Here is a 26,702-nt window from a genome sequence, read left to right as displayed (position 1 = left end):
GCAGTGGATTTACCGGCCTTGCGCGTCGGCTCACCAAGGTCACCGAATGGATAAATACACCCCCCACACCTGGCAGCCCCACGAGCGCCCGAGCCTGCCCGGTTCGCCGTCGACGCCGCTGCACCCCACCCACAAGCGCTGGCTGTACGCGATGGTCGGAGTGCTGGTGGCGATCACCGGTGGCCTGGGTAACGCCCTGGTCATCGCCAACCTGCAATACCTGCAAGGCGCCCTCGGCGCGACTACTGCGGAAATGGCCTGGTTGCCCGCCGCCTATGTAATGACCAACGTGTGCATGAACCTGCTGCTGGTGAAATTTCGCCAGCAGTTCGGCCTGCGCGCGTTTACCGAGGTGTTCCTGGTGCTCTATGCGCTGGTGACCTTCGGGCACTTGTTCGTCAACGACCTCAACTCGGCCATTGCCGTGCGCGCCGCCCATGGCATGGTCGGCGCTGCGCTGAGTTCACTGGGCCTGTACTACATGATCCAGGCGTTCCCGGCCAAGTGGCGTTTGAAAGCCCTGGTGCTCGGCTTGGGCACCGCGCAGCTTGCGTTACCGTTGGCGCGGTTGTTTTCCGAAGACTTGCTGCAGATCGCCGAATGGCGCGGGCTATACCTGTTCGAATTGGGCCTGGCCTTGATCTGCCTGGGCTGTGTGTTCCTGCTCAAGCTGCCACCCGGCGACCGCTTCAAGACCTTTGAAAAACTCGACTTTCTCACCTTCGCCATCCTCGCCAGCGGCGTGGCCTTGCTCTGCGCGGTGCTGTCGTTGGGGCGTATCGACTGGTGGCTGGAAGCACCCTGGATCGGCGTGGCCTCGGCCTGTTCCCTGGTGCTGATCATGACGGGGTTGGCCATCGAGCATAACCGCAGCAACCCGATGCTGATGACGCGCTGGCTGGGCAGCGGCGCGATGATTCGCCTGGCCTTGGCGGTGGTGCTGATCCGTATGGTGCTGTCCGAGCAATCCACCGGTGCGGTGGGGTTCATGCAGATGCTCAACATGAGCTACCAGCAGATGCATACCCTGTATGTGGTGATGCTGGCCGGCGCGATCGCCGGGCTGGTGGTCAGCGCATTGACGATCAACCCGGCGCACCTGCTGATGCCCCTGGTGATTTCCCTGGCGCTGATGGCCACAGGCTCGGTGATGGACAGTTTCTCCAGCAACCTGACCCGCCCGCAAAACCTCTACATCAGCCAGTTCCTGCTAGGCTTTGGCGGCACGTTCTTCCTCGGGCCGACCATGGTGCTGGGCACCAAAAACGTGCTGACCAACCCACGCAACCTGGTGAGCTTCTCGGTGATGTTCGGGATTTGCCAGAACCTTGGCGGCCTGATTGGCGCGGCCTTGCTCGGCACCTTCCAGATCGTGCGCGAGAAGTATCACTCGAGCATGATCGTCGAGCACCTGACCTTGATCGATCCACGTGTGGCAGCGCGGGTGCAGAGCGGCGGTTCGGCCTATGGCGGGATCGTCGCCGACCCGGAGCTACGCAACCTCATGGGCATCCGCAGCCTGGCCACGGCGGCCACCCGTGAGGCGAACGTCATGGCCTACAACGATGTCTTCATGCTGATCGCGATTATCGCGATCCTGACCATGCTTTGGATCTTTACCCGCAGCCTGTGGTTGATGAGCACCACCAAGGCAGCAACCCCTCCCGTTCAACCCAGCGGCGCTTCTTCATGACCGAACCGACTTCTACCACCACGACCACCAACGCCATCGCCGCGACCCCGGAAGGCACCACGCCCCCCGGAGCCACGGTGACTGAGCCGCGTTCCCTGCGGGTGCGTATCGTCTCGTCCCTGGGCTTTGCCGCGATTGCCATCATCGGTGTGTTGATCGTGCTGTATGCCTGGCAGCTGCCACCGTTCAGCAGCGCGGTGGAGACTACCGAGAACGCCCTGGTGCGCGGGCAGGTGACGATTATCGGCCCGCAGCTCAGCGGTTATGTATTCGAAGTGCCGGTGCAGGATTTCCAGTATGTGAAGGCCGGCGACCTGCTGGTGCGCCTGGACGACCGCATCTATAAGCAGCGCCTGGATCAGGCCTTGGCGCAACTGGCGGTGCAGAAGGCGTCGCTGGCCAATGTCGTGCAGCAACGCAACAGCGCCGAAGCAACCATCAAGCTGCGCCAGGCCGCGTTGGTCGATAGCCAGGCCCAGGCGCGCAAAAGCACCGCTGACTTGCGCCGCAACGAAGAACTGATCAGCGACGGCTCTGTGTCCAAGCGCGAACTGGACGTGACCCGCGCCGCCAATGCCCAGACCATCGCCGCCGTGGCCCAGGCCCAGGCCAGCTTGGAAATTGCCCGCCAGGACCTGCAGACCGTCATCGTCAACCGCGGCTCCCTGGAAGCAGCCGTGGCGAGTGCCGAGGCGGCGGTGGAACTGGCACGGATCGATTTGTCCAATACCCGCATCACCGCCCCCCGCGACGGCCAGCTCGGGCAGATCGGCGTGCGTCTGGGCGCCTACGTCAATTCCGGCGCGCAATTGATGGCCCTGGTGCCCAAGCAACTGTGGGTGATCGCCAATATGAAAGAAACCCAGATGGACAATGTGCAGGTGGGCCAGCCGGTGACCTTCACCGTGGACGCGCTGAACCATCGCAAATTCCATGGCACGGTGCAGCACATCTCACCGGCAACCGGGTCCGAGTTCAGCTTGTTGCAGGCGGACAACGCCACCGGCAACTTCGTCAAGATCGCCCAGCGCGTGCCAGTGAGGATTACCGTAGACCCGGATCAGGCCGAGAGTGAGCGGTTGAGGCCGGGGTTGTCGGTGGTGGTGAGTATCGATACTGCGGGGCGCCTGAAAAATTCACCACCCTGACCCTGACACAATGCGGAACAAAATGTGGGAGGGGGCTTGCTCCCGATAGCAGTGGATCAGTCATATCTGTAGTGACTGTCACACCGCAATCGGGAGCAAGCCCCCTCCCACATTTGCTCACCTCTGTTCTGACGTTCGGGTTACAGCACCAAGTGTGGCAACCACAACGACAACGCCGGGATGTAGGTGACGGCGATCAACACCAGAAACAGCACCGCATAGAACGGCAGCAGGGCGGTCACGGTTTTTTCGATGCTGACCTTGCCCACCGCCGCGCCGACGAACAATACCGCGCCCACTGGAGGCGTGATCAAGCCGATGCCGAGGTTGACCAGCATGATCATGCCGAAGTGCACCGGGTCGACGCCGATGCCGAGGATCACCGGCATCAGGATCGGCGTGAGGATCAAAATCAGCGGCGCCATGTCCATTACCGTGCCGAGCAACAGCAGCATGACGTTGATGCACATCAGGATCACGTAGCGGTTGTCCGACAGGGTCAGGAACAATGTGGTGATCTTCGCCGGGATCTGCATCAGGGTCATGATGTAGCCGAAGCTGGCGGCGAAGGCGATGAGGATCATCACGATGGAAATGGTGCGCACCGTGCGGTGCATCAGCTTGGGCAGTTCGCTCCACTTGTAGTCGCGGTAGATGAACATGGTGACGAAGAACGCCCACAGCACTGCGATGGCCGCGGACTCGGTGGCGGTGAAGATGCCTGACAAGATGCCGCCAAGGATGATCACCATGGCCATCAGTCCCCAAAGGGCATCAGCGCAGATTTTCAGCGCCTGCTTGAGCGGGATGACTTCGCCTTTGGGGTAGTTGCGCTTTTTCGCGAAGATCAGGCACAGCACCATCAGGCATGCGCTCATTAGAAGGCCCGGCACCACGCCGGCCATGAACAATGAGGCGATCGACACCGTGCCGCCGGCGGCCAGGGAGTAGAGCACCGAGTTATGGCTGGGCGGCGTCAGCAGTGCCTGTACCGAGCCACTCACAGTCACCGCCGTGGCGAACTCACGCGGGTAGCCACGGCGTTCCATTTCCGGGATCAGCACCGAACCGACCGAAGCGGTATCGGCCACCGACGAGCCGGAAATCGCGCCGAAAAACGTCGAGGCCATGATATTGACCAGGGACAGGCCGCCACGCACAAAGCCCACCAGCACCCCGGCAAACGCCACCAGGCGCCGCGACATGCCGCCCTCGGCCATGATCGCACCGGCCAACACGAAGAACGGAATCGCCATCAGCGAAAACTTGTTCACCCCGCCCGCCACCTGGATCATCAAGGCCTGGAAGGGAATGTCGATCCACCACGCGCCGATCAGTGCCGACAGCCCTAGGGCGTAGGCCACCGGCATGCCAATCAGGATCAGGGCGATAAAGCTGCCCAGCAGAATCAATGCGTCCATAGTCAGGCAGCCCCTTCGCTTTCTTCCACCAGGTCAAAGCGCACAACGCGCCGGTTGCTCTGGTCCCCGAGCAGGAGTTTTTCCACCACAAAGATCAGGGTCAGCAGACCGCCAATGGGGATCGGCATGTACGTGATGCCCACGCGCAGGGTGGGAATGGCGCTCATGAACTGGTTCCAGGTCGATAGGCACAGCTTGGTGCCCCAGAGGGTCATGAACAGGCAGATGGTGCCCATCAACAATTGCGAGAAGATGCCGACGATGCGGCGTTGGGCGGGGGGCAGGCGGTCGGTGACCATCGCCACCGACATGTGCGCGCCGGCGCGGTAACTGGCGGCAGCGCCGATAAAGGTGAACACCAGCATCAGCAGGATGGCGGTGGGCTCCGGCCAGCTGGAACCGGTGCCGAGGATGTAGCGGGCGAAGATGCCCCAGGGAATGATCAGCGCCACCCCCAGGACCGAGAGGCCGGCGACCCAGATGCAGGTCATGTAGATACGGTCGTTGATGCGCAGCAGTAGATTCTTCATGGCGTTCACCGTGACCGGGCGCGTCGATGCCGACCGCGCCGGGCCTTATGCAAGGAGCTGGGAGGTTATTGAACGGCGTCGATGCGCTTGATCATGTCTGCATAAGGTGCGCCGTACTTGGCGCGCACCTGGGCGGTGGCGTCGTAGAAGGGCTTTTTGTCGACCGTGATGAACTCGACACCGGCAGCCTTGAGTTTTTCCTCGCTGCTGGCGGATTTCTTGTCCCACAGCACGCGCTCGTCGGCCTGTGCGGCCTTGGCGGCTTGCGTGACCATGTCCTGCTGCGCTGGCGTGAGCTTGTTCCAGGTGATTTTCGACATCACGATAGGCTCGGGCAGAATCAGGTGCTCGGTAAGGGTGTAGTACTTGGCGGTCTGGTAGTGGTTATGTTCCAGCAGGGTCGGCGGGTTGTTTTCCGCGCCGTCGATGACCCCGGTCTGCAAGGCGCTGAAGATTTCGCCGGTGTCCATGGCGATGCCATTGGCGCCCATGGCGTTGAAGGCGTCGATGAACAACGGGTTGCCCTGCACGCGGATCTTCATGCCCTTGAGGTCTTCGATCTTGCGCACCGGCTTCTTGGTGTAGAGGTTGCGCGTGCCGCCATCCATCCAGGCCAGGGCCACCAGGCCGAACTCGGAGTTGGTGATCTTGGCGAGGATTTCGTCGCCGATCTCGCCATCGATGACCTTGCGCATATGCGCCTGGTCACGGAATACGAACGGCAGGTTGAACACGTTCACATCCGGTACCACCGGGCCGACGATGCCGAGGCTGACGCGGGTCATCTGGACTGCGCCGACCTGGGCCTGTTCGACCACTTCCTTCTCGGAACCGAGCACTCCGCCCGGGAAATACTTGAAGGTCAGCTCGCCGTTGCTTTGCTGCGTCAGGGCCTTGCCCATGTTTTCTTCGGCGACCACGGTGGGGTAGCCGGCGGGGTGGATGTCGGCGAATTTGATTTCCAGCGCGTGGGCGGCGCTGCTGAGGGTGATGAGTGCGGCGGCGAGCAAGGTGCGTTTGAAGTCCATGGGGTGTCACTCCTGTCTTGTTATTGTTGTATTCAAGGCACAGCAGTACAGCTAGAGGATGAAGTGCGGTTCGGCCAGTCCCTTGACGCCCGGGTTGAGCGCGAATACGCCGCCGGACAGCGACTGTTCACTCGCATCGTCACGGATCGAGGTGACGTACAGGGTGTCCAGGCGGCTGCCGCCGAAGGCGCACATGGTGGGTTTTTTTATCGGTACGGTGAGGGACTGGTCGAGGCGACCGTCCGGGGTAAAACGGTGGACCAGGCCGGCATCGTTGGCGCAAATCCAGTAACAGCCATCCGCGTCGACAGCTGCACCATCGGGCCTGCCGAGGAAACCATGCATGTCCACAAACACCCGGCGGTTGGACGGCGTGCCGGTGTCGATGTCGTAGTCGAATGCCCAGATCTGCTGCACCAACGGGTGTGAATCAGAGGCATACATTGTGCGGCCATCGGGGCTGAAGGCCAGGCCGTTGAGGGTGATGAAACCATCGAGCTGCGCACAGGGCGCCGTGCCAGACGCATAGCGATAAAGAGTGCCCTCAGCGGCGTTCAAACCCATGTTCAGCACCATGCTGCCCGCCCAGAAGCGGCCTTGGCGATCGCAGCGGCCGTCGTTCAAGCGCATGTCCGGGCGCGGGTGTTCGACACCGGCCAAGAGCCTAGTGTCGAGGCTGCCGTCATTGTGGGGCGTCAGCTCAAAGAAGCCGGTTTCCATGCCTGCCACCCAGTTGCCCGCTTGAGTGCGTGCGATGCAGGCGAGCATTTGTGGCGCCTTCCATGCGCTGAGGTAGCCGGTGGAGGCGTCCCAGCGTTGCAGGCCGCCGTTGGGGATATCCACCCAATACAAGGCGTTTTCTTCGGGCACCCACACCGGGCATTCGCCCACGGCGTTGCGGGCGTCGACAATCAATTCAGCGCTCATGGCTACTCATTCCCTTGGGTTGCTATGCACTCAGTCACCGAACGGCCCTGCCGCGCAAAAGGCCCCGCCCTGGTAGACCGCAGCCGGGTCATCGGCGGCCACTGGCGGCTGGGTTTCGACCTGGGCGCGGAACACTTCGGAGCTGTCCTTGGGCGCAAAGCCCAGGTGCGCGGCGTAGCGGTTGTCCCACCAAGTGTCGAGGTTGGCCGACATGCCGTAGACCACGGTGTGGCCGACATCGGGCGTATACAGCGCGCGTTCGAGCAACTGGGTCAGGTCATCGAAGCTCAGCCAGGTGTGCATCATTCGGCGGTTCTGGGGTTGCGGGAACGAGGAGCCGATGCGGATGCTCACGGTCTGGATGCCGTAGCGGTCGAAGTAGAAACTGGCCATGTCCTCGCCGTAGGACTTGGACAGGCCGTAGTAGCTGTCCGGACGGCGCGGGGAGTGGGCGTCGAGTTGTTCGCCCTGCTTGTAGAAGCCGATCACATGGTTGGAGCTGGCGAAGATCACTCGCTTGACCCCATGGCGGCGGGCGGCTTCGTAGATATGAAAAATACCGCTGATATTGGCACCAAGCACTTCTTCGAACGAGCGCTCCACCGATACGCCGCCAAAGTGCAGGATGGCGTCGACGCCTTCCACCAAGTGGTGCACAGCGTGTTTATCGGCAAGGTCGCAGGGCTGTACCTCTTCGTGAGCGCCGGCAGCAGGGGCCATGTCGGCGATGTCCGACAGGCGCAGGACCTTGGCGTAAGGGCGCATGCGTTCGCGCAGGACTTTGCCGAGGCCGCCGGCGGCGCCTGTGAGCAGTAGGCGGTTAAAGGGAGCGGGCGTTGTGGTGGTCATGGGCATTCCAGATTTTTGTTGTAGGTTGTCGTATGACTATAGGGAAATAGTGTTAGGGATTCCCTGTGTTGTCAACGCCCTTCCAGACAAGTGACTTTCAATGTAGGAGCGAGCTTGCTCGCGAAAAGCGGCAACGATAACGCGTGTTTTCTGAATAAACGCGGTGCCCATAGGTTTCTCGCGAGCAAGTTCGCTCCTACAAAAGCTCTCCCGCATTTAAAGCAGTGATATCGGATAGCTGACAAATATCCGGTTCTCATCAAACTCGTTATTGCTGAAATCCCGGCGCATGGTGGAGTTGCGCCACCGCACATTGAGGTTTTTCAACGCACCACTTTGCACCGTGTAGGCCAGCTCCGATTCGCGTCCCCATTCCTTGCCATCGGTGATCGCCCCGGTGTGCACGTTACTGCCACTGATATAGCGGTTCATCAGGGTCAGCCCAGGGACGCCGAGCACCACGAAGTTGAAGTCATGGCGCAACTGCCAGGATTTTTCCTTGGCGTTGTCGTAGCTGGCGTTATAGCTGTCGTTGGCCAAGGTGCCGCCACTGGTACCGTTGACGCGCATCCACAGGCTGTCGCCGGTGAGCTTCTGCAGGCCGACGTAGAAGGTGTGGCCGTTGTATCTGGCTGAGAACAGGGCGGAAACGGTCTTGTTATCCAGGTCGCCGGCCAGGGCGCTGCCGTCTTCCTTGCCGTTGAAGAAGCCGAGGTTGGCGCCCAGGGTCCAGTCGCCCACGGGTTGGCTGTGGGTCAGATTGAGGTATTGCTGCTGGTAGATATCGGTGAGTTCGGCGTACCACAGGCCAACCTGGGTGCGTTTGTCATTGAAGGTGTATTCGCCGCCACCGAAGTTGAAGCGGTCGGAGGTGAAGGCGGCTTTGCCGTTCATGAACATATCTTCCATGCTCGCGTCGTTGCGCGGGCTGTTGCCGCGAAACTGGCCGCCGTAGAGGGTCAGGCCGGCTATCTCATTGGACGTGACCTGGCCGCCACGGAAGGTCTGGGGCAGGGAACGGCCATCATCGGAGCGCAGGATTGGCAGCACCGGCATCCATTCGCCCACCTTCAATTCGGTCTTCGATAGCTTGGTCTTCAGCGCCACGCCCAGGCGGCCGAAGTTATCGGCGGGGCGGCCATCGTCATGCACCGGCAGCAATTGGGTGCCGGCGGTGCCTTTGCCGCCATCGAGTTTTTGCGAATACAGGCCCAGCACATCGATCCCGAAGCCCACGGTGCCTTGGGTAAAGCCGGACTTGGCGTCGAGAATGAAGTTCTGCGTCCACTCTTCGGCCTTGCCCTGGGGGTTGGTCGGGTTGGTGAAGTTGCGGTTGAAGTAGGCGTTGCGCAGGTTGAGCGTGGCCTTGGTGTCGTCGATAAAACCCTCGGCCTGGACGGCCAGGGGTAGGGTGACGGCCAGGCTGCCGAGGCTGATAAGGCCCAGGCGCGCAGAGCAATTGCGGGCGAATTGACTCACAGTGAGGCTCCCTTTCTTTTGTTGTTTTTATTATTTGTTATACGTCGTCGTACAACATTGAGCGGGATATTTGCGGGGTTTTCGGGGTGTGTCAAGCAGAAGTTATACGATGACCTGGCGAGCCTTGATATAAAGCGGGCATGGTCAAATGTGGGAGGGGGCTTGCTCCCGATGGCGGTGTATCAGTTGGAATGAATGTGACTGACACACTGCTATCGGGAGCAAGCCCCCTCCCACATTTGACCGAGTTCAACTTTAAAAAATTGCCGTGGATTTATCCCGCCAGGACCATCGGCGGCAGGGTGCCAAGGAGTGAAACCGCGGCCACTGCACAGACCCCCAACAGCCACTCCACCATCACACTGGCTTTCAAGCTGCCCAGTCGCTGTTCGCAGCGATCAAGGCGCAGCCGGTTCAGCAGCGCCAGCGCCAACATACCCAGCACCAGCATCACCTTGATCAACAGAATCAGGGCGAAACCACTGAACAACGGCGTGGGCCACAGTTGCCCGGTGAGCACGCGCACGTTGATCAAGCCGGTTACCAGCAAGCCTGCGACCAGGCCATAACCCACGCCGCTGAAGCGGCGCAGAATCGGCTCCAACCGGTGCTCTTGCGCGTGTCTGAGGATCAGCACCAGAACCAGCAACCCACCCAGCCAGGCCCCTACGCACAGCAGATGCACCACCTGGTTGAGGATCAGCAATTGCCCACTCAGCCCATCGAGCATGGCGCCATGGCCAACGGGGGCCAGGGTCGCCAGCAGCAGGGCGATCAATGGCATGCGCAAGACTGGCCAGGGCTTGATCAGCGCGATCACCAGCAGCAGGTTCAGCAGCAGATGCCAGGCCCATACCTGGCCGAAGAAGGTCTTGCCCAACACCAGTTGCACTGTGGCCGGTTGCAGCGCCGCATCCCAACTGCCGGCCATGCTGGCGGTGATCAACAGCAACCACACCAGGCCGGAACCGAGTCCCACCCAGGCCAGGCCACGGGTGATGCGCAGCAATTGCCGGTCCAATGCCGGCTGCCTTTGAGTGCCGAGCAGCCAGGGCCTGAACACCCAGGCCCCGAACATCAACAGCACCACCACGAAATGCAGGAAGCGGCACAGCACCAGCAACGTCGCCATGGGTTATTGGCCGACCTTGAAGCTGTATTCACCGTTGCTCTTGTGGGTGTCGACCGACACCGCGTTCCATACCACTTTGTAATTGCCCGCCGCGAGCGGTGCAGCAGGTGTCACTACCAGGACTTTCTTGTCGGCGTCCGGGGTTTCCAGGCCCTTGATGGCGACTTCGGTGCCGTCCTTGCTCAGGGATACCTTGGTGAACGTCGCCTCGACGCCTTCGCTGAAGGTCAGGCGCAGGTCTTTCGGCGCGGCGACGCTGCTGTCGGCCGCAGGTTCTGCACTCTTGAGGTGGGCATGGGCAAACGCTGCCGAAGCGCCCAGCAGGGATGCCAACAGCGTAACGGTAGTCAGGGCTTTCTTGATCAACATTGTTCAATACCAATCAATGGGAAGGACAAGCAGTGTACGAAGTTTGCACCGCGCCTGTCGCCCCGATCTAGAGCCGATGGTAGTCTTTAGGCCGTGTTGTTGTCAGGGAGCCCTTATGGGCAATCACAAGAGTGGAATTCGTCGGGTCAACGTCGAAAAAATCCTGTTGGCCGCAGAAAAAGTCTTCGCCGAAAAAGGCTATGGCAGCACCGCCATGGCCGACATCGCCGAAGAGGTGCAACTGCCGCGCTCTAACCTGCATTACTACTTCACCACCAAGAGCGAGCTGTACAGCGCGGTGCTGTTCGACCTGCTCGAGTTGTGGAAGCAGGACGCCCTGAGCTTCGAGACGTTCGACGACCCGCGGGTGGTGCTCAGCAGTTATATCCGCGCCAAGATGCAGCGCTCGCGGACACGACCTTATGGCTCCAAGGTCTGGGCCAATGAAATCATCCACGGCGCGCCGACCCTCGGTGAGGCATTGGATGAAAGCCTGTACGACTGGGCCAAGATGAAGGAGGCGAAAATTCGCCAGTGGGTGGAAGACAAACGCATCCTGCCGGTGGAGCCTTCAAGCCTGCTGTACATGATCTGGGCCTCGACCCAGCACTATGCCGACTTTGATCACCAGGTGAAGATCCTGAACGACCACCAGCCGTTGTCGGACATGCAGTTCGAGAAGGCGATCCAGACCGTGACCAGTGTGATTTTGCGGGGGATTGGGTTGGAGCCTTGAGTGGGATGGTGGGGCTTAGGGCCCCATCGGGAGCAAGCCCCTCCCACATTTGACTGTATTCACAAGTCAAAATGTGGGAGGGGGCTTGCTCCCGATAGAGATCTAAAGGGCTACACAGCCTCCCGGTATGGGTTCCTCGGATCCTGGGTCCAATTCAAAAACGGCTTGCCCGTGTCCATCGGCACCATCTCGATACAGTCCGCCACCGGGCAGGTGATCTGGCACAGGTTGCAGCCTACGCACTCATCATCGATCACCTCATATTTATGCGTGCCATCCACCTGCTTCAAGCTGGCAATCGCCTGGTGGGAGGTATCTTCACACGCAATATGGCAACGCCCACAGCCAATGCAGGTTTCTTGGTCAATCTTGGCGATGACCTGGTAGTTGATATCCAGGTACTTCCAGTCCGTGGTATTGCCCACCGCCCGCCCGGAAAAGTCCTGCAGGCTGGTGTAACCCTGGCTGTCCATCCACCGCGACAAGCCATCCTTCATCTCTTCAACGATGCGAAACCCATGCAGCATCGCCGCTGTGCATACCTGCACCGCGCCGCAGCCCAAAGCGACGAATTCCGCGGCATCGCGCCAGTTGCCTATACCGCCGATACCGCAGATCGGCAGGCTTTGGGTCTGAGGATCACGGGCAATTTCAGCCACCATGTTCAAGGCAATCGGCTTCACTGCCGAGCCGCAGTAACCGCCATGGGTACTCTGGGTGCCGACCATCGGCAGGGCGACCATGCGTTCCAGATCCACGCTGGTAATGGAGTTGATGGTATTGATCAGCGACACCGCATCCGCACCGCCGCGATACGCTGCCCGCGCCGCCACGCGGATGTCGGTGATATTCGGCGTGAGCTTGACGATCACCGGTAACGAGCAGTAGGTCTTGCACCAGCGCGTTACTTGCTCCACATACTCCGGCACCTGGCCGACGGCGGCGCCCATGCCGCGTTCGGGCATGCCGTGGGGGCAGCCGAAGTTCAGTTCAATGCCGTCGCAGCCGGTGGCCTCCACCAGGGGCAGGATGTTTTTCCAGGATTCTTCAACGCACGGCACCATCAGCGATACGATCAGCGCACGGTCGGGCCAGTCCTTTTTGACCTGGGTGATTTCCCGCAGGTTGATCTCCAGGGAACGGTCGGTGATCAGTTCGATATTGTTGATGCCCAGCACTTCGCGATTGGCGCCGTAATGTGCTGAGTAACGCGACGACACGTTGACCGCTGCCGGGTCTTCACCCAGGGTTTTCCACACCACGCCGCCCCAGCCAGCTTCGAAAGCGCGGACCACGTTGTAGGCTTTGTCGGTGGGTGGTGCGGAGGCCAGCCAGAATGGATTAGGAGCCTTGATACCGGCGAATACAATCGAGAGATCGGCCATTACGCAGCCTCCACATTCAGCATGAGTTGAGCGTGCATGGCCTCGGCGGCCAGCTTGCCATGTTGCACGGCCTGGACGGTGAGGTCCTGGCCGAGGCTGACGCAATCACCGCCGGCATACACGCCAGGGATGCTGGTGCGCAGCTGTTCGTCGACGAAGATGCGCTCGCCCACACGGTGCAGTTGCTGAGCCAATGGGTCATGCAGCGCGTCGCCGTCAAACCCTTGGCCGATGGCCTTGAAGATCGCGTCGGCGGCCAGCTCGAAGGTTTCGCCGGTGGGCAGCAGGCGACCGTTGTCCAGGCGGGTGCGGGCGAAACGCATGCCGCGTACGCGCCCCTGATCGTCGAGCAACACTTCTTCGGGTTGGGCCCAGGTCAACAGCCGCACCTGATTGGCCTTGGCGATGTCCTGTTCGTGGTGGGTCGCGCCCATGTCCGCCAGACCGCGGCGGTACACAAGGTTCACATCCCGGGCACCGAGGCGAGCCATCTGCACGGCCATGTCGATGGCGGTATTGCCGGCGCCGAGTACGATGCAGCGGTCGGCCAGGGGCAATTGGCTGAGGTCATCGGCCTGGCGCAGTTCGCGGATGTAGTCGGTGGCGGCGAGTAGGCCCGGGGCCTCTTCGTGGGGTAAGCCGAGCTGTTTGCTGGCGGCCAGGCCGAGGCCGAGGAACACCGAATCGAACTGCTGGTGCAGTTCGCTCAAGCTCAGGTTGTCGCCCAGGCGCTGGCCGTGGCGAATTTCGATGCCGCCGATCTGCAGGAGAAAATCCAGTTCCTTCTGGGCAAAATCATCCACCAGTTTGTACTTGGCGATCCCGTATTCGTTCAGGCCACCGGCTTTTTCCCGGGCTTCGAAGATCACCACCTCATGGCCGTGCAATGCGGCACGGTGGGCACAGGCCAGGCCCGCCGGCCCGGCGCCGACTACGGCGATGCGTTTGCCGGTGGGTGCGGCGCGCTGGAACGGGTGCTCGTTGAAGTGCGCGTTGTCGATGGCGTAGCGTTGCAGCAGGCCAATCAGCACCGGGGCGCATTCTTCGGCGTTGTTGCGCACGCAGGCTTGCTGGCAGAGGATCTCCGTGGGGCAGACCCGGGCGCAACTGCCGCCGAGGATGTTGGCCGAAAGGATTTTCTGCGCGGCACCCTGGACGTTGTCGGTGTGGATATTGCGGATGAACGACGGAATGTCGATCTCGCTGGGGCACGCATTCACACAGGGCGCGTCGTAGCAGTACAGGCAGCGCGAGGCTTCCAGTTGGGCCTGGCGGGCGTTGAGGGGCGGTGCCAGGTCGGTGAATTGGCTGGCGAGGGTAGCCCCGTCTTCGCGGGGATGGGGGAGGTGGGTCAGGGTCTGGATCACGGTGTGGGCCTCACGGTTTTTGTTTTGCCTCTGGCGGGCGATCGTTCCCACGCTCTGCGTGGGAATGCCTCAATGGACGCTCTGCGTCTGCTCTCGGGACGCAGAGCGTCCCTGGCTGCGTTCCCACGCAGAGCGGGGGAACGATCATCGAGGGGAAGGTCAGCGTTTTACGGCTGTAGGTCTGGAATGCTCCGCCCGCTTGCTCAACTGCTCAAACACCGACGGATACGCCGGCCGCTCCACATAGCGCCCGGCACCGCGTTCGGCGCGCAGGTCGCCATCGGCCCAGACCAGCTTGCCCTGGCTGATGGTGTGGCTCGGCACGCCACGTACGGTCTTGCCTTCGAAGATGTTGAAGTCGACCTGCTGGTGGTGGGTCTTGGCGGAAATCGTTCGCGTGCCTTGCGGATCCCACAGCACCAGATCGGCATCGGCACCTACGCGCACCGCGCCTTTACGTGGGTAGAGATTGAAGATCTTCGCGGTGTTGGTGGAGGTCAGTGCAACGAACTCCTGCATCGACAGGCGCCCGGTATTGACGCCTTCGTGCCACAGCAGCGCCATGCGGTCTTCGATGCCGGCGGTGCCGTTGGGGATCTTGCTGAAGTCGTCACGCCCGGCGGCTTTCTGTTCGGCGCAAAAGCAGCAATGGTCGGTGGCGGTGGTGTGCAGGTTGCCCGATTGCAGGCCGTGCCATAGAGCCTCCTGGTGCCCGCGCGGGCGGAACGGCGGGCTCATCACATAGCCGGCGGCGGTCTGCCAGTCGGGGTGCTGGTAGACGCTGTCATCCAGCAGAAGGTGGCCGGCGAGCACTTCGCCGTACACCGCCTGGCCCTTGCCCCGGGCATAGGTGATCTCATCCAGCGCTTCCCTGGTCGACACATGCACCAGGTACAGCGGCGTACCGATGGTCTCGGCAATACGAATCGCCCGGCTGGCCGCTTCGCCTTCCACCTGGGACGGGCGCGACAGCGGATGCGCTTCCGGCCCGGTGATACCCTGGGCCATCAGCTTGCGTTGCAGGTGGTACACCAATTCGCCGTTTTCGGCATGTACGGTGGGCACCGCGCCCAGTTCCAGGCAGCGTTCGAAGCTGGCCACCAGGGTGTCGTCGGCGGCCATGATCGCGTTCTTGTAGGCCATGAAATGCTTGAAGCTGTTGACGCCGTGATGGCTGACCAATTCGGCCATTTCCTCGCGCACCTGCTCGCTCCACCAAGTGATTGCCACATGAAAGCCGTAGTCGGAGGCGGACTTCTCCGCCCAGCCGCGCCACTGGTGAAACGCTTCCATCAGCGATTGCTGCGGGTTGGGAATCACGAAATCGATGATCGATGTGGTGCCACCGGCCAAGCCCGCCGCCGTACCACTGAAAAAGTCTTCACTGGCCACTGTGCCCATGAAGGGCAGTTGCATATGGGTATGGGGGTCGATGCCGCCCGGCATCAGGTATTGGCCGCTGCCATCGAGTATTTCAGTGCCGGCGGGAATCTCCAGATCCGTGCCAATGGCGCGAATTAGACCGCCTGCGCATAAAACATCGGCGCGGTAACTTTCATCATGGGTAATAACGGTGGCGCCACGGATCAACAGCGACATGTCGAGTTCCTCACAGGCTTGACCGGCTTGTGCCAGTTCTAAGTGTTGTAATACTGCACGCCGATGGTCGGTTGATTCCTGTCATCGGTGACAGGAATAGAAACTAGCCCGAGTTTTTGGATTGGGCAAGAAGATTTTTCCTCAGCTTTTTCTGATATTAAATTACTGATTTATATAGTGAAAATTATAAATTCACCAAAATGTAGCAACGCCTCACCGTTTTGACGCACTTGACAGGTTCTGCTTTTGAACAACATTTCTTATTGCAAATCAGGCGCTTGAGATATGCCGCTTGACGGCGTCGGCAAATAAAAATAATTGTGTTGCACCAGATTGAGTCCGGACGGTTTGGATAACTTTGGCGTTATGTAGCCTGCGTAACGTGAATAGTCGCCTTGATGCAATCTGAAAGTTGAATAACATCAGCACCTTATATAAACGGTGCGGGTTCAAGTTAGGGTGTCGGCACGGTAATTGAGTGCAGTGGCGGCTGGCGGGAGCCCGTGATGTCATGTTGTTTACGCGGTACTCCGGCCACCTGGACACAACGTTCAGGTGAGCAAAAAATAATTTTAAAAAAACCGTGGAGCGGCCATGCAACAGAACAGATCGCAAGTCATCGAGCGCAACGGCCTGTACGAACTCGACGCCGGCCCCGACGTCCTCGACAGCCCTCGCTACAACCACGACATGGCACCCACCAAGGTGCACGAGCGCACCTGGAACAAGTGGCACATCACGGCGCTGTGGGTCGGCATGTCTATCTGCGTGCCCACCTACACCCTGGGCGGTGTGCTCACCGCGTATTTCGGGCTGTCGGTGGGCGAGGCGCTGATGGCGATCCTGCTGGCCAATATCGTGGTGCTGATCCCACTGACCCTCAACGCGTTTCCCGGCACCAAGTACGGCATACCGTTTCCGGTGTTGCTGCGTTCATCCTTTGGCATCCTTGGCTCCAACGTGCCCTGTCTGATCCGTGCGCTGGTGGCCTGTGGGTGGTTTGGTATCCAGACCATGTTCGGCGGGCTGGCGATCCACCTGTTCCTGGGTTCGATTTTCGACGGCTGGAAGGCCCTCGGTGGCACCGGCGAGGTGATCGGTTTCATGATCTTCTGGTGCCTGAACCTGTGGGTGGTGCTGCGTGGCGCAGAGTCGATCAAGCGCCTGGAAACCTTATCGGCGCCGCTGCTGGTGGCCGTGGGGGTTGGCCTGCTGGTGTGGGCAATGCCGAATGTGTCCCTCAGCGAACTGATGGCGATCCCACCCAAGCGCCCTGAAGGCGCGAGCCTCACCGGCTACTTCATGGCGGGGCTGACGGCGATGGTGGGGTTCTGGGCCACCTTGTCGCTGAACATTCCCGACTTCAGCCGCTACGCCAAGAGCCAGAAAGACCAGATCCTCGGGCAGATTTTCGGCTTGCCGCTGACCATGTTCCTGTTCGCCGCCCTCGGCGTGATCATGACCGCCGCCTCGGTAAAACTGGTGGGGGTCAGTGTCTCTGACCCGGTGACCCTGATCGGCCATATCCAGAGCCCGGTATGGGTGGCCGTGGCGATGGCGCTGATCATTGTCGCCACCTTGTCCACCAACACGGCGGCGAACATTGTCTCGCCCACCAACGACTTCCAGAACATCGCGCCCAAGCTGATCAACCGCACCACGGCGGTGATCCTGACCGGCCTGGTCGGGCTGGCGCTGATGGCCCATGAGTTGCTGAAAAAACTCGGCTTGATCGTTTCCGATGTGAGCCTGGAGACGGTGTATTCCAACTGGCTGCTGGGCTATTCGAGCCTGCTGGGGCCGATCGCCGGGATCATGGTGGTGGACTATTTCATTACCCGCAGACAGCAGCTGGACCTGGCGGGGCTGTACCGCGATGACGTGTACCCGGCCTGGAACTGGAGCGGTTTTATCGCCTTTGGTGTGCCGGTGGTGCTGACGCTGCTGTCTCTGGGCAGCGATGCGTTCAGCTGGTTCTACAGCTATGGCTGGTTCACCGGTTCGGCGTTGGGTGGAGTGTTGTATTACGGCTTGAATGCCAAGCGTGCGACCAACCCAGTGGCTGCCAAATCACCGTTGCAGTGAATGTGAAATGCAAACCAAATGTGGGAGGGGGCTTGCTCCCGATAGCAGTCATTCAGCCAATGCATGTGTGACTGGCCCCCGCAATCGGGAGCAAGCCCCCTCCCACATTTGGACCGCGTTCCACCTGTTGCAATCATAAGAAATACAGACTGAGGAGATCCCCATGAACGCTGCCATCGACGTTCTGCAATCGACCCATCAGCACATCAACCGCGACCGTTTGTGGCAGTCGCTGATGGACCTGGCCAAACTCGGCGCCACCCCCAAGGGCGGGGTGTGTCGCCTGGCCCTTACCGACCTCGACCGCAAGGCCCGCGACCTCTTCGTGCAGTGGTGCGAAGCGGCCGGTTGCACCGTGACCGTCGACGGCATCGGCAATATCTTCGCCCGCCGCCCGGGCCGTAATCCCGACCTGCCCCCGGTGATGACCGGCAGCCACATCGACACCCAGCCCACCGGCGGCAAGTTCGACGGATGTTTTGGTGTGTTGGCTGGCGTGGAGGTGCTGCGTACGCTCAATGATCTAAAGATCGAAACCGAGGCGCCATTGGAAGTGGTGGTGTGGACCAACGAAGAAGGCTCACGCTTCCCGCCGTGCATGATGGGCTCCGGGGTGTTCGCCAAGAAATTCAGCCTGGCCGAGACCTTGGCCAAGGTCGATGTGGATGGCGTCAGCGTGGGTGAGGCGTTGAACGCCATTGGCTACGCCGGAACCCGGCCTGAGAGCGGGCATAAGGTTGGCGCGTATTTTGAAGCCCATATCGAACAGGGGCCGATCCTGGAAGATGAAAAGAAAACCATCGGTGTGGTCCTCGGCGCCCTCGGGCAGAAGTGGTTCGACCTGAAATTGCGTGGCGTGGAAGCCCATGCGGGGCCGACGCCCATGCACCTGCGCAAGGACGCCCTGGTGGGCGCGGCAGCGGTGGTGGCAGCGGTGAATGCGGCCGCGCTGGGGCACCAGCCGCATGCATGCGGCACCGTGGGTTGCCTGCAGGCGTATCCGGGCTCGCGCAACGTAATTCCCGGTGAAGTGCGCATGACCCTCGACTTTCGTCACCTGGAGCCTGCGCGGTTGGATTCGATGATTGCCCAGGTACGCCAGGTGATCGATGACACCTGTGCCAAACATGGGCTGACTTACGAGATGGAACCCACCGCCGATTTCCCGCCGCTGTACTTTGACAAAGGCTGCGTCGATGCCGTGCGCGATGCGGCCAATAGCCTGGGCCTGTCGAACATGGATATCGTCAGCGGGGCAGGGCACGACGCGATCTTCGTCGCCGAACTGGGCCCGGCGGGGATGATCTTCGTGCCGTGTGAAGGTGGTATCAGCCATAACGAAATCGAGAACGCCGCACCGGATGATTTGGCGGCGGGGTGTGCGGTGTTGCTGCGCGCGATGGTGGCCGCTTCAGCGGCCATTGCCAGCGGCAAGCTGGCGGCCTGAAACGCGGTAAAAATGTGGGAGGGGGCTTGCTCCCGATAGCGGTGTGTCAGGTACGTGTGTATTAACTGAACCACCGCTATCGGGAGCAAGCCCCCTCCCACATTTGAACTGTATTTGAAGTTATACCCAGATGGCATCCCACAGTGGGTAGTCGCCAATCCGCTCGACCAACCCCGCTCGCAATGGATTGGCCACCACATACCGGGCCATTTTCACCAAGTCATCTTCCTTGCGCAGGGCACGGTCGTGGAAGCTCTCCTGCCATAACCGCCCCTTACGGCCGCTTGCACCATTCACGGTGCGCGTGCTTTTCGTTTTCACCTGACACATCAAATCCGCCAGCGAGCCTTTTCGTAGCTCGATGATCCAATGAAAGTGGTCGGGCATGATCACCCATGCCAGAGACTTCGCCAGCCCTTGGTACTGGGCGATGCGAAATTGCCAGACCACCAGGCGACCGAGATGGAAGTTGTTGAATATCGGTAGGCGTTCATGGGTGTTGGTGGTGATGAGGTAGATGCGATTCGACTCGCTGAATCGACCGATGCGCAGGCGGTGTGAAGCGGGTAAATCTGCCATTCCCTGGCCCTCTCAGATGTGTCTAGAGAGGCTAGGTCGCAGAGCAAGAAGCTGGTGGGCAGGCTTTTGGCCGGATGTGTCTGGAAGGGCGCAATCGGGGGCAAGCCCCCTCCCACATGAGTTCCGCGATGTTCATACATTGTGTGTCTGGCGCAGAACCAATGTGGGAGGGGGCTTGCTCCCGATGACGGTCGGTCAGTCAATGATGCAGTGTTTGAAATACCGCAATCGGGAGCAAGCCCCCTCCCACATTTAGGGCTGTGCTAGGTCGTAGAATGATGTCAGGCCCCTGGCTGCCAGCCGCCGCCGAGTGCGGTCACAAGTCCCACACTCGCCTGCAACTGCCGCGTCTGCACTGCCTGCAATGTCCGCTGCGCCTGCAACGCTGCCGTCTGCGCGGTGACCACATCCAGGTAACTAACCGCCCCGGCCTGATAGCTGTTCATCGCCAGGGCTTGGGTATACCGTGCCGCATCCGCCGCCGCTTGTTCATCCTGCGCTTGCTGCTGCAAATCCCTTAGCTGGCCCAGGTTATCTTCGACCTCTCTCACGGCTTTCAACACCTGACTACGGTACTGCGCCGAGGCCTCTTCAAACTCGGCCTCGGCCTGGCGTTCGTTGGCACTCAACCGGCCGCCATCAAAGATTGGCAGATTCACCAGCGGTCCCAGCGCCCAATAGCGATTGCCTGCCGACAGCAGGTTACCCACGCCTTGGGTTTGCCCGCCCATCAACCCGGTCAGGTTGAAATCCGGATACCACGCGACCTTGGCCACGCCGATATTCGCGTTGGCCGCAAACACCCGCCGTTCCGCCGCGGCGATATCCGGGCGGCGTTGCAGCAGGTGGCTCGGCAACTGCGACGGAACCCCTGGCAACGCAAGCAACTGCGGGCTGGGCGGCAATGAAAAATCGCTGGCCGCCACCCCCACCAATTCACCAATGGCATGTTCGGTCAGGTTGCGTTGCCCGCGCACTTCATCGCGTTCGGCCTTGGCTTGCGCCAGTTGGTTTTGCGCGCGTGTCAGGTCCAGCTCCGAAGCGATCTGGCCTTCATAACGGCTGCGGGTCAGTTGTAGCGCCTGGCTGAAATCCTCCAGTGAGCTGTCGAGTATCCGGCCCTGTGCATCCAACCCGTTGAGCTGCACATACAAGCTGGCCAATTGGTGTTGAAGGCTCAATCGCGCCACCGCCAGGTCATCGGCGCTCGCTTGCGCCTGGGCATCCCCTGCAGCCACTTGGTTGCGGACTTTGCCCCACAGGTCGAGGTCATAGCTCAGGGAAAAGCCAGCAGTGTTGCTGTTGTACACCGACGGCTGCGTGCTGCCGCGCAGCGGTCGCGAATCCGATTGTCGCTGGCGCAGCGGTTGTGCACTGGCGGTGATTTGCGGGAACAGGCCGGCATGCAACTGGCTGGCATACGCCTGGGACGCATCGAAATGCGCCAGCGCTGCCGCCAGGTCCGGGTTGGCCTCGAGTAGGCGCTGTTGCAGGTTATCCAGGGTTGGGTCGTTGTAAAGCTTCCACCATTCTGGCGCCAATTGATCGGACGGTTGTGCGCTGTGCCACGGGCCGTCGCTGGTCTGTTCGCGGTAATGAGTCGGCAGGTCCACCCTCGGCACTGTGTAGGTGGGCGCCATCGAGCACCCCTGCAATGCCAGCAGCATTAGAGCGGCGAGGGGTTTAAGCCTTGGGCGCATGGGCACCTCCGGAGGCGTCAGCCAGTTGCACCGAGTCGCCTTCGCGCAGGGCATCGGGCGGGTTGTCGATGATGCGGTCGGCGGGCTTCAGGCCTTGGTCGATCACCAGGCGTTCGCCCAGGTCGAGGCCGATATGAATGGCTTGCAGGTGCACATGATTGTGCTTGTCCAACACCGCAACCTGGGTGCCCTGGGCGCGGAAGATCAAGGCGCTGGCCGGGATGCTCACGCCATGGGTATCGGCCGGGATCGGCAGGGTGGCTTCGGCGTAATCGCCGGGCAGCAGTTCGCCGTTCGGGTTGTCGGCAACGAACTGGGCAAGCAGGGTGCCGGAGCGGCGGTCGATGGCGGTGGAGTCACCGATCAGGCGTGCCTTGAAGTGCTCGCCAGGGTGTTCGGGCACGGTCAACTCGGCTTCCAGGCCAGGACGGATTACCGCTGCATAGTTCTGCGGCACCGGCACATACAGGCGCAACTGGTGAGTGTCGGCAATGTTGAACAGCTCAGGGTCGCTGTCGGTATCGGCCTTGATCAACTGGCCGATATCGGTGTTGCGCGCAGTAATGGTGCCGGCGAATGGCGCCCGAATGGTCTTGTAGCTTTCCAGCGCCGACAGTCGCGCATAGTCGGCCGCGGCGGCCTGGGCGTTGGCCTTGGCCGCCGCGGCGTTGGAGGTTTTTTCATCGGCCTCCTGGTGCGATACCGAGTGACTGGCCAGCAGGTTTTGCCAACGGGTCGCGCTGGTGGCGGCCAGGCGCGCATTCGCTTGTTGTTGGATCAGCCGCGCATGGGCCTGGGCCAGTTGTTGATCAAGGTCGGGGCTGTCGATTTCGGCGAGGATCTGCCCGGCCTGAACCTGGCTGCCGATGTCGACTTTCCAGTCCTTCAAGTAACCGCTGACCCGCGCATGGATCGGCGCCTTGCTCCAGGCCTCGAGGTGCGCGGGCAGGCGCAGTGTATCGCCGGCGGCGTTCTGCTTGGGTTGAAATACCATCACTTGGGGGATGGCGGCAGCCTCGGTCCAGGCAGTGACCGATTGTTCGTGCAACGTGCGGGCGTGCAGGCCACTGGCGACCAACAGGGTGGCCAACGTCAGGCCGCCGGCACCCATGAGCATCAGACGCTTGCGCGAGGTTTTTTGATCAGACGACATGTGCGGTTTCTCCAGCTGCAGCGCGAGTAGGGTGACGTCCGTGGACCAGGCTGAAGACCACGGGAACAAACAACAGGGTGGCGAGGGTGGCGAAGATCAGGCCGCCGATTACCGCGCGGCCGAGCGGGGCGTTCTGCTCTTCGGAAATCGCCAGGGGCAGCATGCCGATGATCATCGCCAGGGCGGTCATGCACACCGGGCGGAAGCGTGTGTAGCCAGCTTCCAGCGCCGCCTTCAATGCATCGCCATGTTCGGCCAGGCGTTCACGGCAGAAGCTCACCACCAGGATCGAGTTGGCGGTAGCCACGCCCATGCACAAGATGGCTCCGGTAAGGGCCGGCACCGACAACGAGGTGCCGCTGAGGAACAGCATCCACACGATGCCCGCCAGTGCAGCCGGCAAGGCCGTGATGATCACAAAGGGGTCGGCCCAGGATTGGAAATTGACCACGATCAGCAGATAGATCAGTACGACCGCGCCGAGCAAACCGAAACTCAAGCCACTGAACGCCTCATGCAGCGCATCGATCTGCCCATGCAGGCTGATCGTCGCACCCTTGGGGCGCATGGCGGCGGTGTCATCCAAGACTTTTTGCACGTCTCGGGCGACGCCGCCCAGGTCGCGGCCTTGTACGTTGGCATACAGGTCCAGGGTGGGTTCGATGTTGTAGTGGGTGACCACTGCCGGGCTTTGCACACGGGAAATGGTGGCCACGCCGCCAAGGATCTGCGACTGGCCACCGGCGCCGGTCACGGGTAGCGCTTCCAGGGACGGCAAGCTGTCGAGGCGGTATTGCGGGGTGGCAGCAACAATGGAATAGGACACGCCATTGGCCGGGTTAAGCCAGAAGGTCGGTGCGGTTTGCGAGCTGCCGGCGAGGGAGGCGACCATGCTGTTGGTGACGTCGCGCTCGGTGATGCCCAGGCCATTGGCGCGCATGCGGTCGACATTCACCTGCAACGATGGATAGCCGGTGGACTGCTGGATACGCAGGTCGGCGATGCCCGGCACATGTTGCAGACGCCGCTCCAGTTCCACGGCGTAGGCGCGGTTTTCTGCATCGCTGCGCCCGGAGATTTTTACATCCAGCGGGGCCGGCGCGCCGAAGTTAAGGATCTGGCTGCTGATGTCGGCCGGCAGGAAGGCGAAGTGGCTGCCGGGGAAACTTTGCGGCAGGGCTTCACGCAGTTTTTTCACGTAGTCGGCGGTGGGCGCATGGTCTTTTTTCAGGGTGACCTGGATGTCCCCATCCTGCGGGCCGATGGTGCCGCTGCTGCTGTAGGCCATGTCGATGCCGCTGAGCGGGATGCCGATATTGTCGACGATGGTGTCCAGTTCTTCGGCGGGGATCACTTCACGGATCCGCGCTTCAATGCGGTCAAAGGCCGCGGCACTTTCCTCGATGCGCGTGCCCAGCGGCAAGCGCACGTGCAGCGCCAGGGCTCCTGCATCGGTGGCCGGGAAAAAGTCCTGGCCCAGGCTTGGCAGTAGCAGGAAGGACGCGACTACACAGGCCAGAAAACCCACGATAAAGCGCTTGCGATGACCCAGGGCCAACGTCAGCAAGCCATGGTAGGTGTCGCGGATATTCGAGAAATGGCGCTCGAAACCCTGTTGGAAATTCAACACGGCTTGCAGCGCGGCATTGCGCGGCTGCTCGTGCTGCTCGCCTTCATGGTGGTTGATGAACGCGTCTTCAGGATGATGCCCAACGCCTGGCTCCGGTGTGTGCGGCTTGAGCAGAAACATCGCCAGCGTCGGCACCAGGGTGCGCGACAGGATGAATGAGCTGGCCATGGCAAAGATCACCGCCAGGGCCATCGGCCGGAACAGGTAACCGGCGATGCCTTGCAGCAAGAACATCGGCACGAACACGATGCAGATGCACAGCAGCGAGACGAACGCCGGGCCGACGATTTGTGCGGCACCGTCGAGGATCGCAGTCTTCACCGCCTTGCCTTGTTCCAGGTGCCAGTTGATGTTTTCGATGGTCACCGTGGCGTCGTCCACCAGGATCCCCACAGCCAATGCCAGCCCGCCGAGGGTCATCACGTTGAGGGTTTGCCCGCTGACCGCCAGCAGCGCAATGGCCGACAGTACCGCCAGGGGAATCGATGCGGCAATGATCAGGGTCGAGCGCCAGCTGCCGAGGAACAGCAGGATCATCGCGCTGGTCAGCAACGCGGCGATGATGCCTTCCTGGGCCACGCTGCCCACCGATTGCTTGACGAACACCGAAGCGTCACCCAGCAGCGAGGTTTTCAGTGAAGGCGGCAGGGTTTCGTTGATGCGCGGCAGCATCTGGCGGATGCCGTCGATGATCGACAGGGTCGAGATGCTGCCGTTTTTCAGCGCCGGCATCAGTACTGCGCGATGACCGTCGACGCGCACGATGTTGGTCTGGGGTGGTGAGCCGTCGCGCACGTGGGCCACTTGGCCGATGGTGATCAGCGCACCATCGACGGTCTTGATCGGCAGGTCGTTGAGCTCATCGATCGCCTTGGGGCTGTTGTTGAGCAAAATTGTGTATTCGTTGGGGCCGAGTTTGGCGGTGCCCACCGGGATGATCTGGTTCTGCAGCGCCAGGGCATTGCCCACGTCCTGGGCCGACAAGCCTTTGGCGGCCAGGGCCTGTGGGTCAAGGTCGAGGGTGATCTGCCGTTGCTTGCCGCCCATCGGCGTGGGCATGGCCAGGCCGGGCAGGGCGCTCAGGGGCAGGCGGATATTGTTCTGCACCAGGTCGCGGATCCTGGCTTCCGACAGGCTGGGGCTGGAGAACGCCATTTGCAGGATCGGCACCGTGGAGGCGCTGTAGTTGAGGATCAGCGGTGGGGTAATGCCAGGCGGCATCTGCTTGAGCACGGTTTGTGACACCGCCGTGACCTGGGCGTTGGCGGTGCGGATATCGACCCCCGGCTGGAAGAAGATCTTGACGATGCCCATGCCGGGCAACGATTGCGATTCGATATGTTCGATGTCGTTGACGGTGGTGCTCAAGGAACGTTCATAGGTGTAGATCACCCGCCCGGCCATGGCGTCCGGGGACAGGCCGTTGTACTGCCAGACCACGGCGACCACCGGTATACCGATATCGGGGAACACGTCAGTAGGTGTACGCAAGGCCGCCATGGGCCCGATGATGCAGATGAATATGGCCAACACGATGAACGTGTACGGCTTTTGCAGTGCGGTCTTTACCAGCCCGAGCATGCGTGAGTCTCCGAGAAAAGCAGGGTTGCAAACCCCGGCAGTCTTGCCCGACCCACCTAACACGCACCTTTCAGCCAGGTGAAGGAAGATTTAGTTAACGGCTGAAGATCCTTTCATATGTATTCATTTGTTCTACAAAGGCGGGCTGATCAAGCTTGTCAGCCATCGGATACACCTTTTTTGATGCCTTTGGAGCCCTGCCATGTCACTTAAACCACTGTTGTTGATTCCCGCACTTGGCGTTGTATTGTTGCTCTCGGCCTGCGCCGGCCCAATCCCCAAGGCGGACCCCAGCGAAGCCTGGATCGGCTTGAAGGAAGAAGCGCCGAATGACCTGATGGCCGAACGGGTCGACGGCAAGCGCGTGGATGATGGCCGCTATTTTGAAGTGACCCCGGGGGACCATCGCCTGGACGTGACGTTATTTGAAGAGGAGCCAGGCGACGACAACCAGCAGGATTGCCAGGGTCGGATCGAGTACAAGCATTTCAAGGCGGGCGAACACTACACTCTGGTGGAGTCGAGCCTGGGCACCACCGTGCGTGCGACCCTCGAGGATGGGCACGGCAAGGAAATCGCGGCGACCCAGGACTTCAATTGCATGCCCGGCTAGGTGTGATGCGCTGTCGCCTTGGGAGGCTTGGCGGGGGCTGCGGGTTTGACGTGGGGGTGATGATGCCTGCGGGTCACGCGCATTACGCCCCACAGCATGGCGGCGGCGACCGCCAGCCAACCACAGATCAACAGGAAAATCGTCGTAGCAAGGCTCATTCGGGCCTCCTTTCGCCCCTTGGGGCACACACAGTCTTCTCAATGGACAGTCTAGCTACACGGCGGTTGCCTGCTATTGACCAATGGTCGAGT

22 protein-coding genes are annotated in these 26,702 nt (G+C 61.1%); 6 read left to right on the top strand and 16 right to left on the bottom strand.

Annotated elements, in window-relative coordinates:
• The first annotated feature begins 46 nt into the window (after positions 1-46).
• Positions 47-1,693, top strand: coding sequence for an MFS transporter (locus QYQ93_RS18450; RefSeq protein WP_043048738.1), 1,647 nt, complete (start codon positions 47-49; stop codon positions 1,691-1,693).
• Positions 1,690-2,841 (top strand): HlyD family secretion protein, encoded by a 1,152-nt coding sequence (locus QYQ93_RS18445; RefSeq protein WP_043048736.1) that lies wholly within the window; start codon positions 1,690-1,692, stop codon positions 2,839-2,841. Before QYQ93_RS18450 ends, QYQ93_RS18445 begins: the two co-directional genes overlap by 4 nt.
• Positions 2,842-2,981: 140 nt before the next feature.
• On the opposite strand, the gene QYQ93_RS18440 is transcribed toward QYQ93_RS18445, so the two are convergent.
• From QYQ93_RS18440 to copC, 8 genes are all read right to left on the bottom strand, one after another.
• Positions 2,982-4,262 carry a TRAP transporter large permease gene (locus tag QYQ93_RS18440; RefSeq protein ID WP_043048735.1) on the bottom strand — a complete coding sequence of 427 codons (1,281 nt, stop codon included), beginning with the start codon at positions 4,260-4,262 and terminating at the stop codon, positions 2,982-2,984.
• Between the two features lie 2 nt (positions 4,263-4,264).
• Positions 4,265-4,792: a TRAP transporter small permease gene (locus tag QYQ93_RS18435; protein ID WP_043048734.1), complete on the bottom strand. Its 528-nt coding sequence runs from the start codon at positions 4,790-4,792 to the stop codon at positions 4,265-4,267.
• A gap of 65 nt (positions 4,793-4,857) precedes the next feature.
• The gene (locus tag QYQ93_RS18430; protein WP_217882438.1) at positions 4,858-5,820 is read right to left on the bottom strand and encodes a TRAP transporter substrate-binding protein; all 963 of its coding nucleotides are present in this window, start codon (positions 5,818-5,820) and stop codon (positions 4,858-4,860) included.
• 51 nt (positions 5,821-5,871) lie between these two features.
• A complete protein-coding gene (locus QYQ93_RS18425) occupies positions 5,872-6,747 on the bottom strand; it encodes an SMP-30/gluconolactonase/LRE family protein (RefSeq protein ID WP_338475210.1) in 876 nt (291 codons plus the stop codon).
• 30 nt (positions 6,748-6,777) lie between these two features.
• A complete protein-coding gene (locus QYQ93_RS18420; RefSeq protein ID WP_043048730.1) occupies positions 6,778-7,596 on the bottom strand; it encodes an NAD-dependent epimerase/dehydratase family protein in 819 nt (272 codons plus the stop codon).
• A 216-nt stretch (positions 7,597-7,812) separates the two neighbouring features.
• Positions 7,813-9,075 carry an OprD family porin gene (locus QYQ93_RS18415; protein ID WP_338475209.1) on the bottom strand — a complete coding sequence of 421 codons (1,263 nt, stop codon included), beginning with the start codon at positions 9,073-9,075 and terminating at the stop codon, positions 7,813-7,815.
• A 274-nt stretch (positions 9,076-9,349) separates the two neighbouring features.
• Entirely contained in the window at positions 9,350-10,207 is an 858-nt protein-coding gene (gene copD, locus QYQ93_RS18410; RefSeq protein WP_043048728.1) for a copper homeostasis membrane protein CopD, read from the bottom strand.
• A gap of 3 nt (positions 10,208-10,210) precedes the next feature.
• Positions 10,211-10,576, bottom strand: coding sequence for a copper homeostasis periplasmic binding protein CopC (copC, locus tag QYQ93_RS18405; protein WP_043048726.1), 366 nt, complete (start codon positions 10,574-10,576; stop codon positions 10,211-10,213).
• Positions 10,577-10,691: 115 nt separating this feature from the next.
• On the opposite strand from copC, the gene QYQ93_RS18400 reads away from it, so the two are divergent.
• Positions 10,692-11,312 (top strand): TetR/AcrR family transcriptional regulator, encoded by a 621-nt coding sequence (locus tag QYQ93_RS18400; RefSeq protein ID WP_043048725.1) that lies wholly within the window; start codon positions 10,692-10,694, stop codon positions 11,310-11,312.
• 110 nt (positions 11,313-11,422) lie between these two features.
• Here QYQ93_RS18400 and preA read toward each other — a convergent pair whose 3' ends face one another.
• From preA to hydA, 3 genes are all read right to left on the bottom strand, one after another.
• Positions 11,423-12,697: an NAD-dependent dihydropyrimidine dehydrogenase subunit PreA gene (preA, locus tag QYQ93_RS18395; protein WP_124412605.1), complete on the bottom strand. Its 1,275-nt coding sequence runs from the start codon at positions 12,695-12,697 to the stop codon at positions 11,423-11,425.
• The gene (locus QYQ93_RS18390) at positions 12,697-14,064 is read right to left on the bottom strand and encodes an NAD(P)-dependent oxidoreductase (RefSeq protein ID WP_338475208.1); all 1,368 of its coding nucleotides are present in this window, start codon (positions 14,062-14,064) and stop codon (positions 12,697-12,699) included. The genes preA and QYQ93_RS18390 overlap by 1 nt, the downstream gene beginning before the upstream one ends.
• 159 nt (positions 14,065-14,223) lie before the next feature.
• Entirely contained in the window at positions 14,224-15,663 is a 1,440-nt protein-coding gene (hydA, locus tag QYQ93_RS18385) for a dihydropyrimidinase (protein ID WP_338475207.1), read from the bottom strand.
• A gap of 594 nt (positions 15,664-16,257) precedes the next feature.
• Between hydA and QYQ93_RS18380 the strand changes: the two genes are divergently transcribed.
• Both QYQ93_RS18380 and QYQ93_RS18375 read left to right on the top strand, forming a co-directional pair.
• Positions 16,258-17,748: an NCS1 family nucleobase:cation symporter-1 gene (locus tag QYQ93_RS18380; RefSeq protein ID WP_124412602.1), complete on the top strand. Its 1,491-nt coding sequence runs from the start codon at positions 16,258-16,260 to the stop codon at positions 17,746-17,748.
• A gap of 163 nt (positions 17,749-17,911) precedes the next feature.
• Positions 17,912-19,195 (top strand): Zn-dependent hydrolase, encoded by a 1,284-nt coding sequence (locus QYQ93_RS18375; RefSeq protein WP_043048719.1) that lies wholly within the window; start codon positions 17,912-17,914, stop codon positions 19,193-19,195.
• 120 nt (positions 19,196-19,315) lie between these two features.
• Here QYQ93_RS18375 and QYQ93_RS18370 read toward each other — a convergent pair whose 3' ends face one another.
• The 4 genes from QYQ93_RS18370 to QYQ93_RS18355 form a co-directional block, all read right to left on the bottom strand.
• On the bottom strand, positions 19,316-19,774 hold the full coding sequence (locus QYQ93_RS18370) for an REP-associated tyrosine transposase (RefSeq protein ID WP_338475206.1): 459 nt from the start codon (positions 19,772-19,774) through the stop codon (positions 19,316-19,318).
• Between the two features lie 281 nt (positions 19,775-20,055).
• A complete protein-coding gene (locus QYQ93_RS18365) occupies positions 20,056-21,474 on the bottom strand; it encodes an efflux transporter outer membrane subunit (protein WP_338475205.1) in 1,419 nt (472 codons plus the stop codon).
• Entirely contained in the window at positions 21,458-22,627 is a 1,170-nt protein-coding gene (locus QYQ93_RS18360) for an efflux RND transporter periplasmic adaptor subunit (RefSeq protein WP_338475204.1), read from the bottom strand. The genes QYQ93_RS18365 and QYQ93_RS18360 overlap by 17 nt, the downstream gene beginning before the upstream one ends.
• Positions 22,617-25,838, bottom strand: a complete 3,222-nt coding sequence (locus QYQ93_RS18355; protein ID WP_338475203.1) for an efflux RND transporter permease subunit — start codon at positions 25,836-25,838, stop codon at positions 22,617-22,619. The genes QYQ93_RS18360 and QYQ93_RS18355 overlap by 11 nt, the downstream gene beginning before the upstream one ends.
• 202 nt (positions 25,839-26,040) lie before the next feature.
• Here QYQ93_RS18355 and QYQ93_RS18350 point away from each other — a divergent pair, with 202 nt between their 5' ends.
• Positions 26,041-26,451 (top strand): hypothetical protein, encoded by a 411-nt coding sequence (locus QYQ93_RS18350; protein ID WP_124356202.1) that lies wholly within the window; start codon positions 26,041-26,043, stop codon positions 26,449-26,451.
• Here the strand turns inward: QYQ93_RS18350 and QYQ93_RS18345 are convergent.
• Complete coding sequence (locus QYQ93_RS18345; RefSeq protein ID WP_338475202.1) at positions 26,448-26,609, bottom strand: hypothetical protein; 162 nt, start codon at positions 26,607-26,609, stop codon at positions 26,448-26,450. The genes QYQ93_RS18350 and QYQ93_RS18345 overlap by 4 nt on opposite strands.
• Between the last annotated feature and the right edge of the window lie 93 nt (positions 26,610-26,702).

The sequence above is a fragment of the Pseudomonas khavaziana genome, from assembly GCF_036704165.1.
Classification (GTDB): Bacteria; Pseudomonadota; Gammaproteobacteria; order Pseudomonadales; family Pseudomonadaceae; genus Aquipseudomonas; species Aquipseudomonas khavaziana.
The sequence above is the reverse complement of the archived record's forward strand: the minus strand, read 5'-3'. Positions and strand labels throughout refer to the sequence as shown.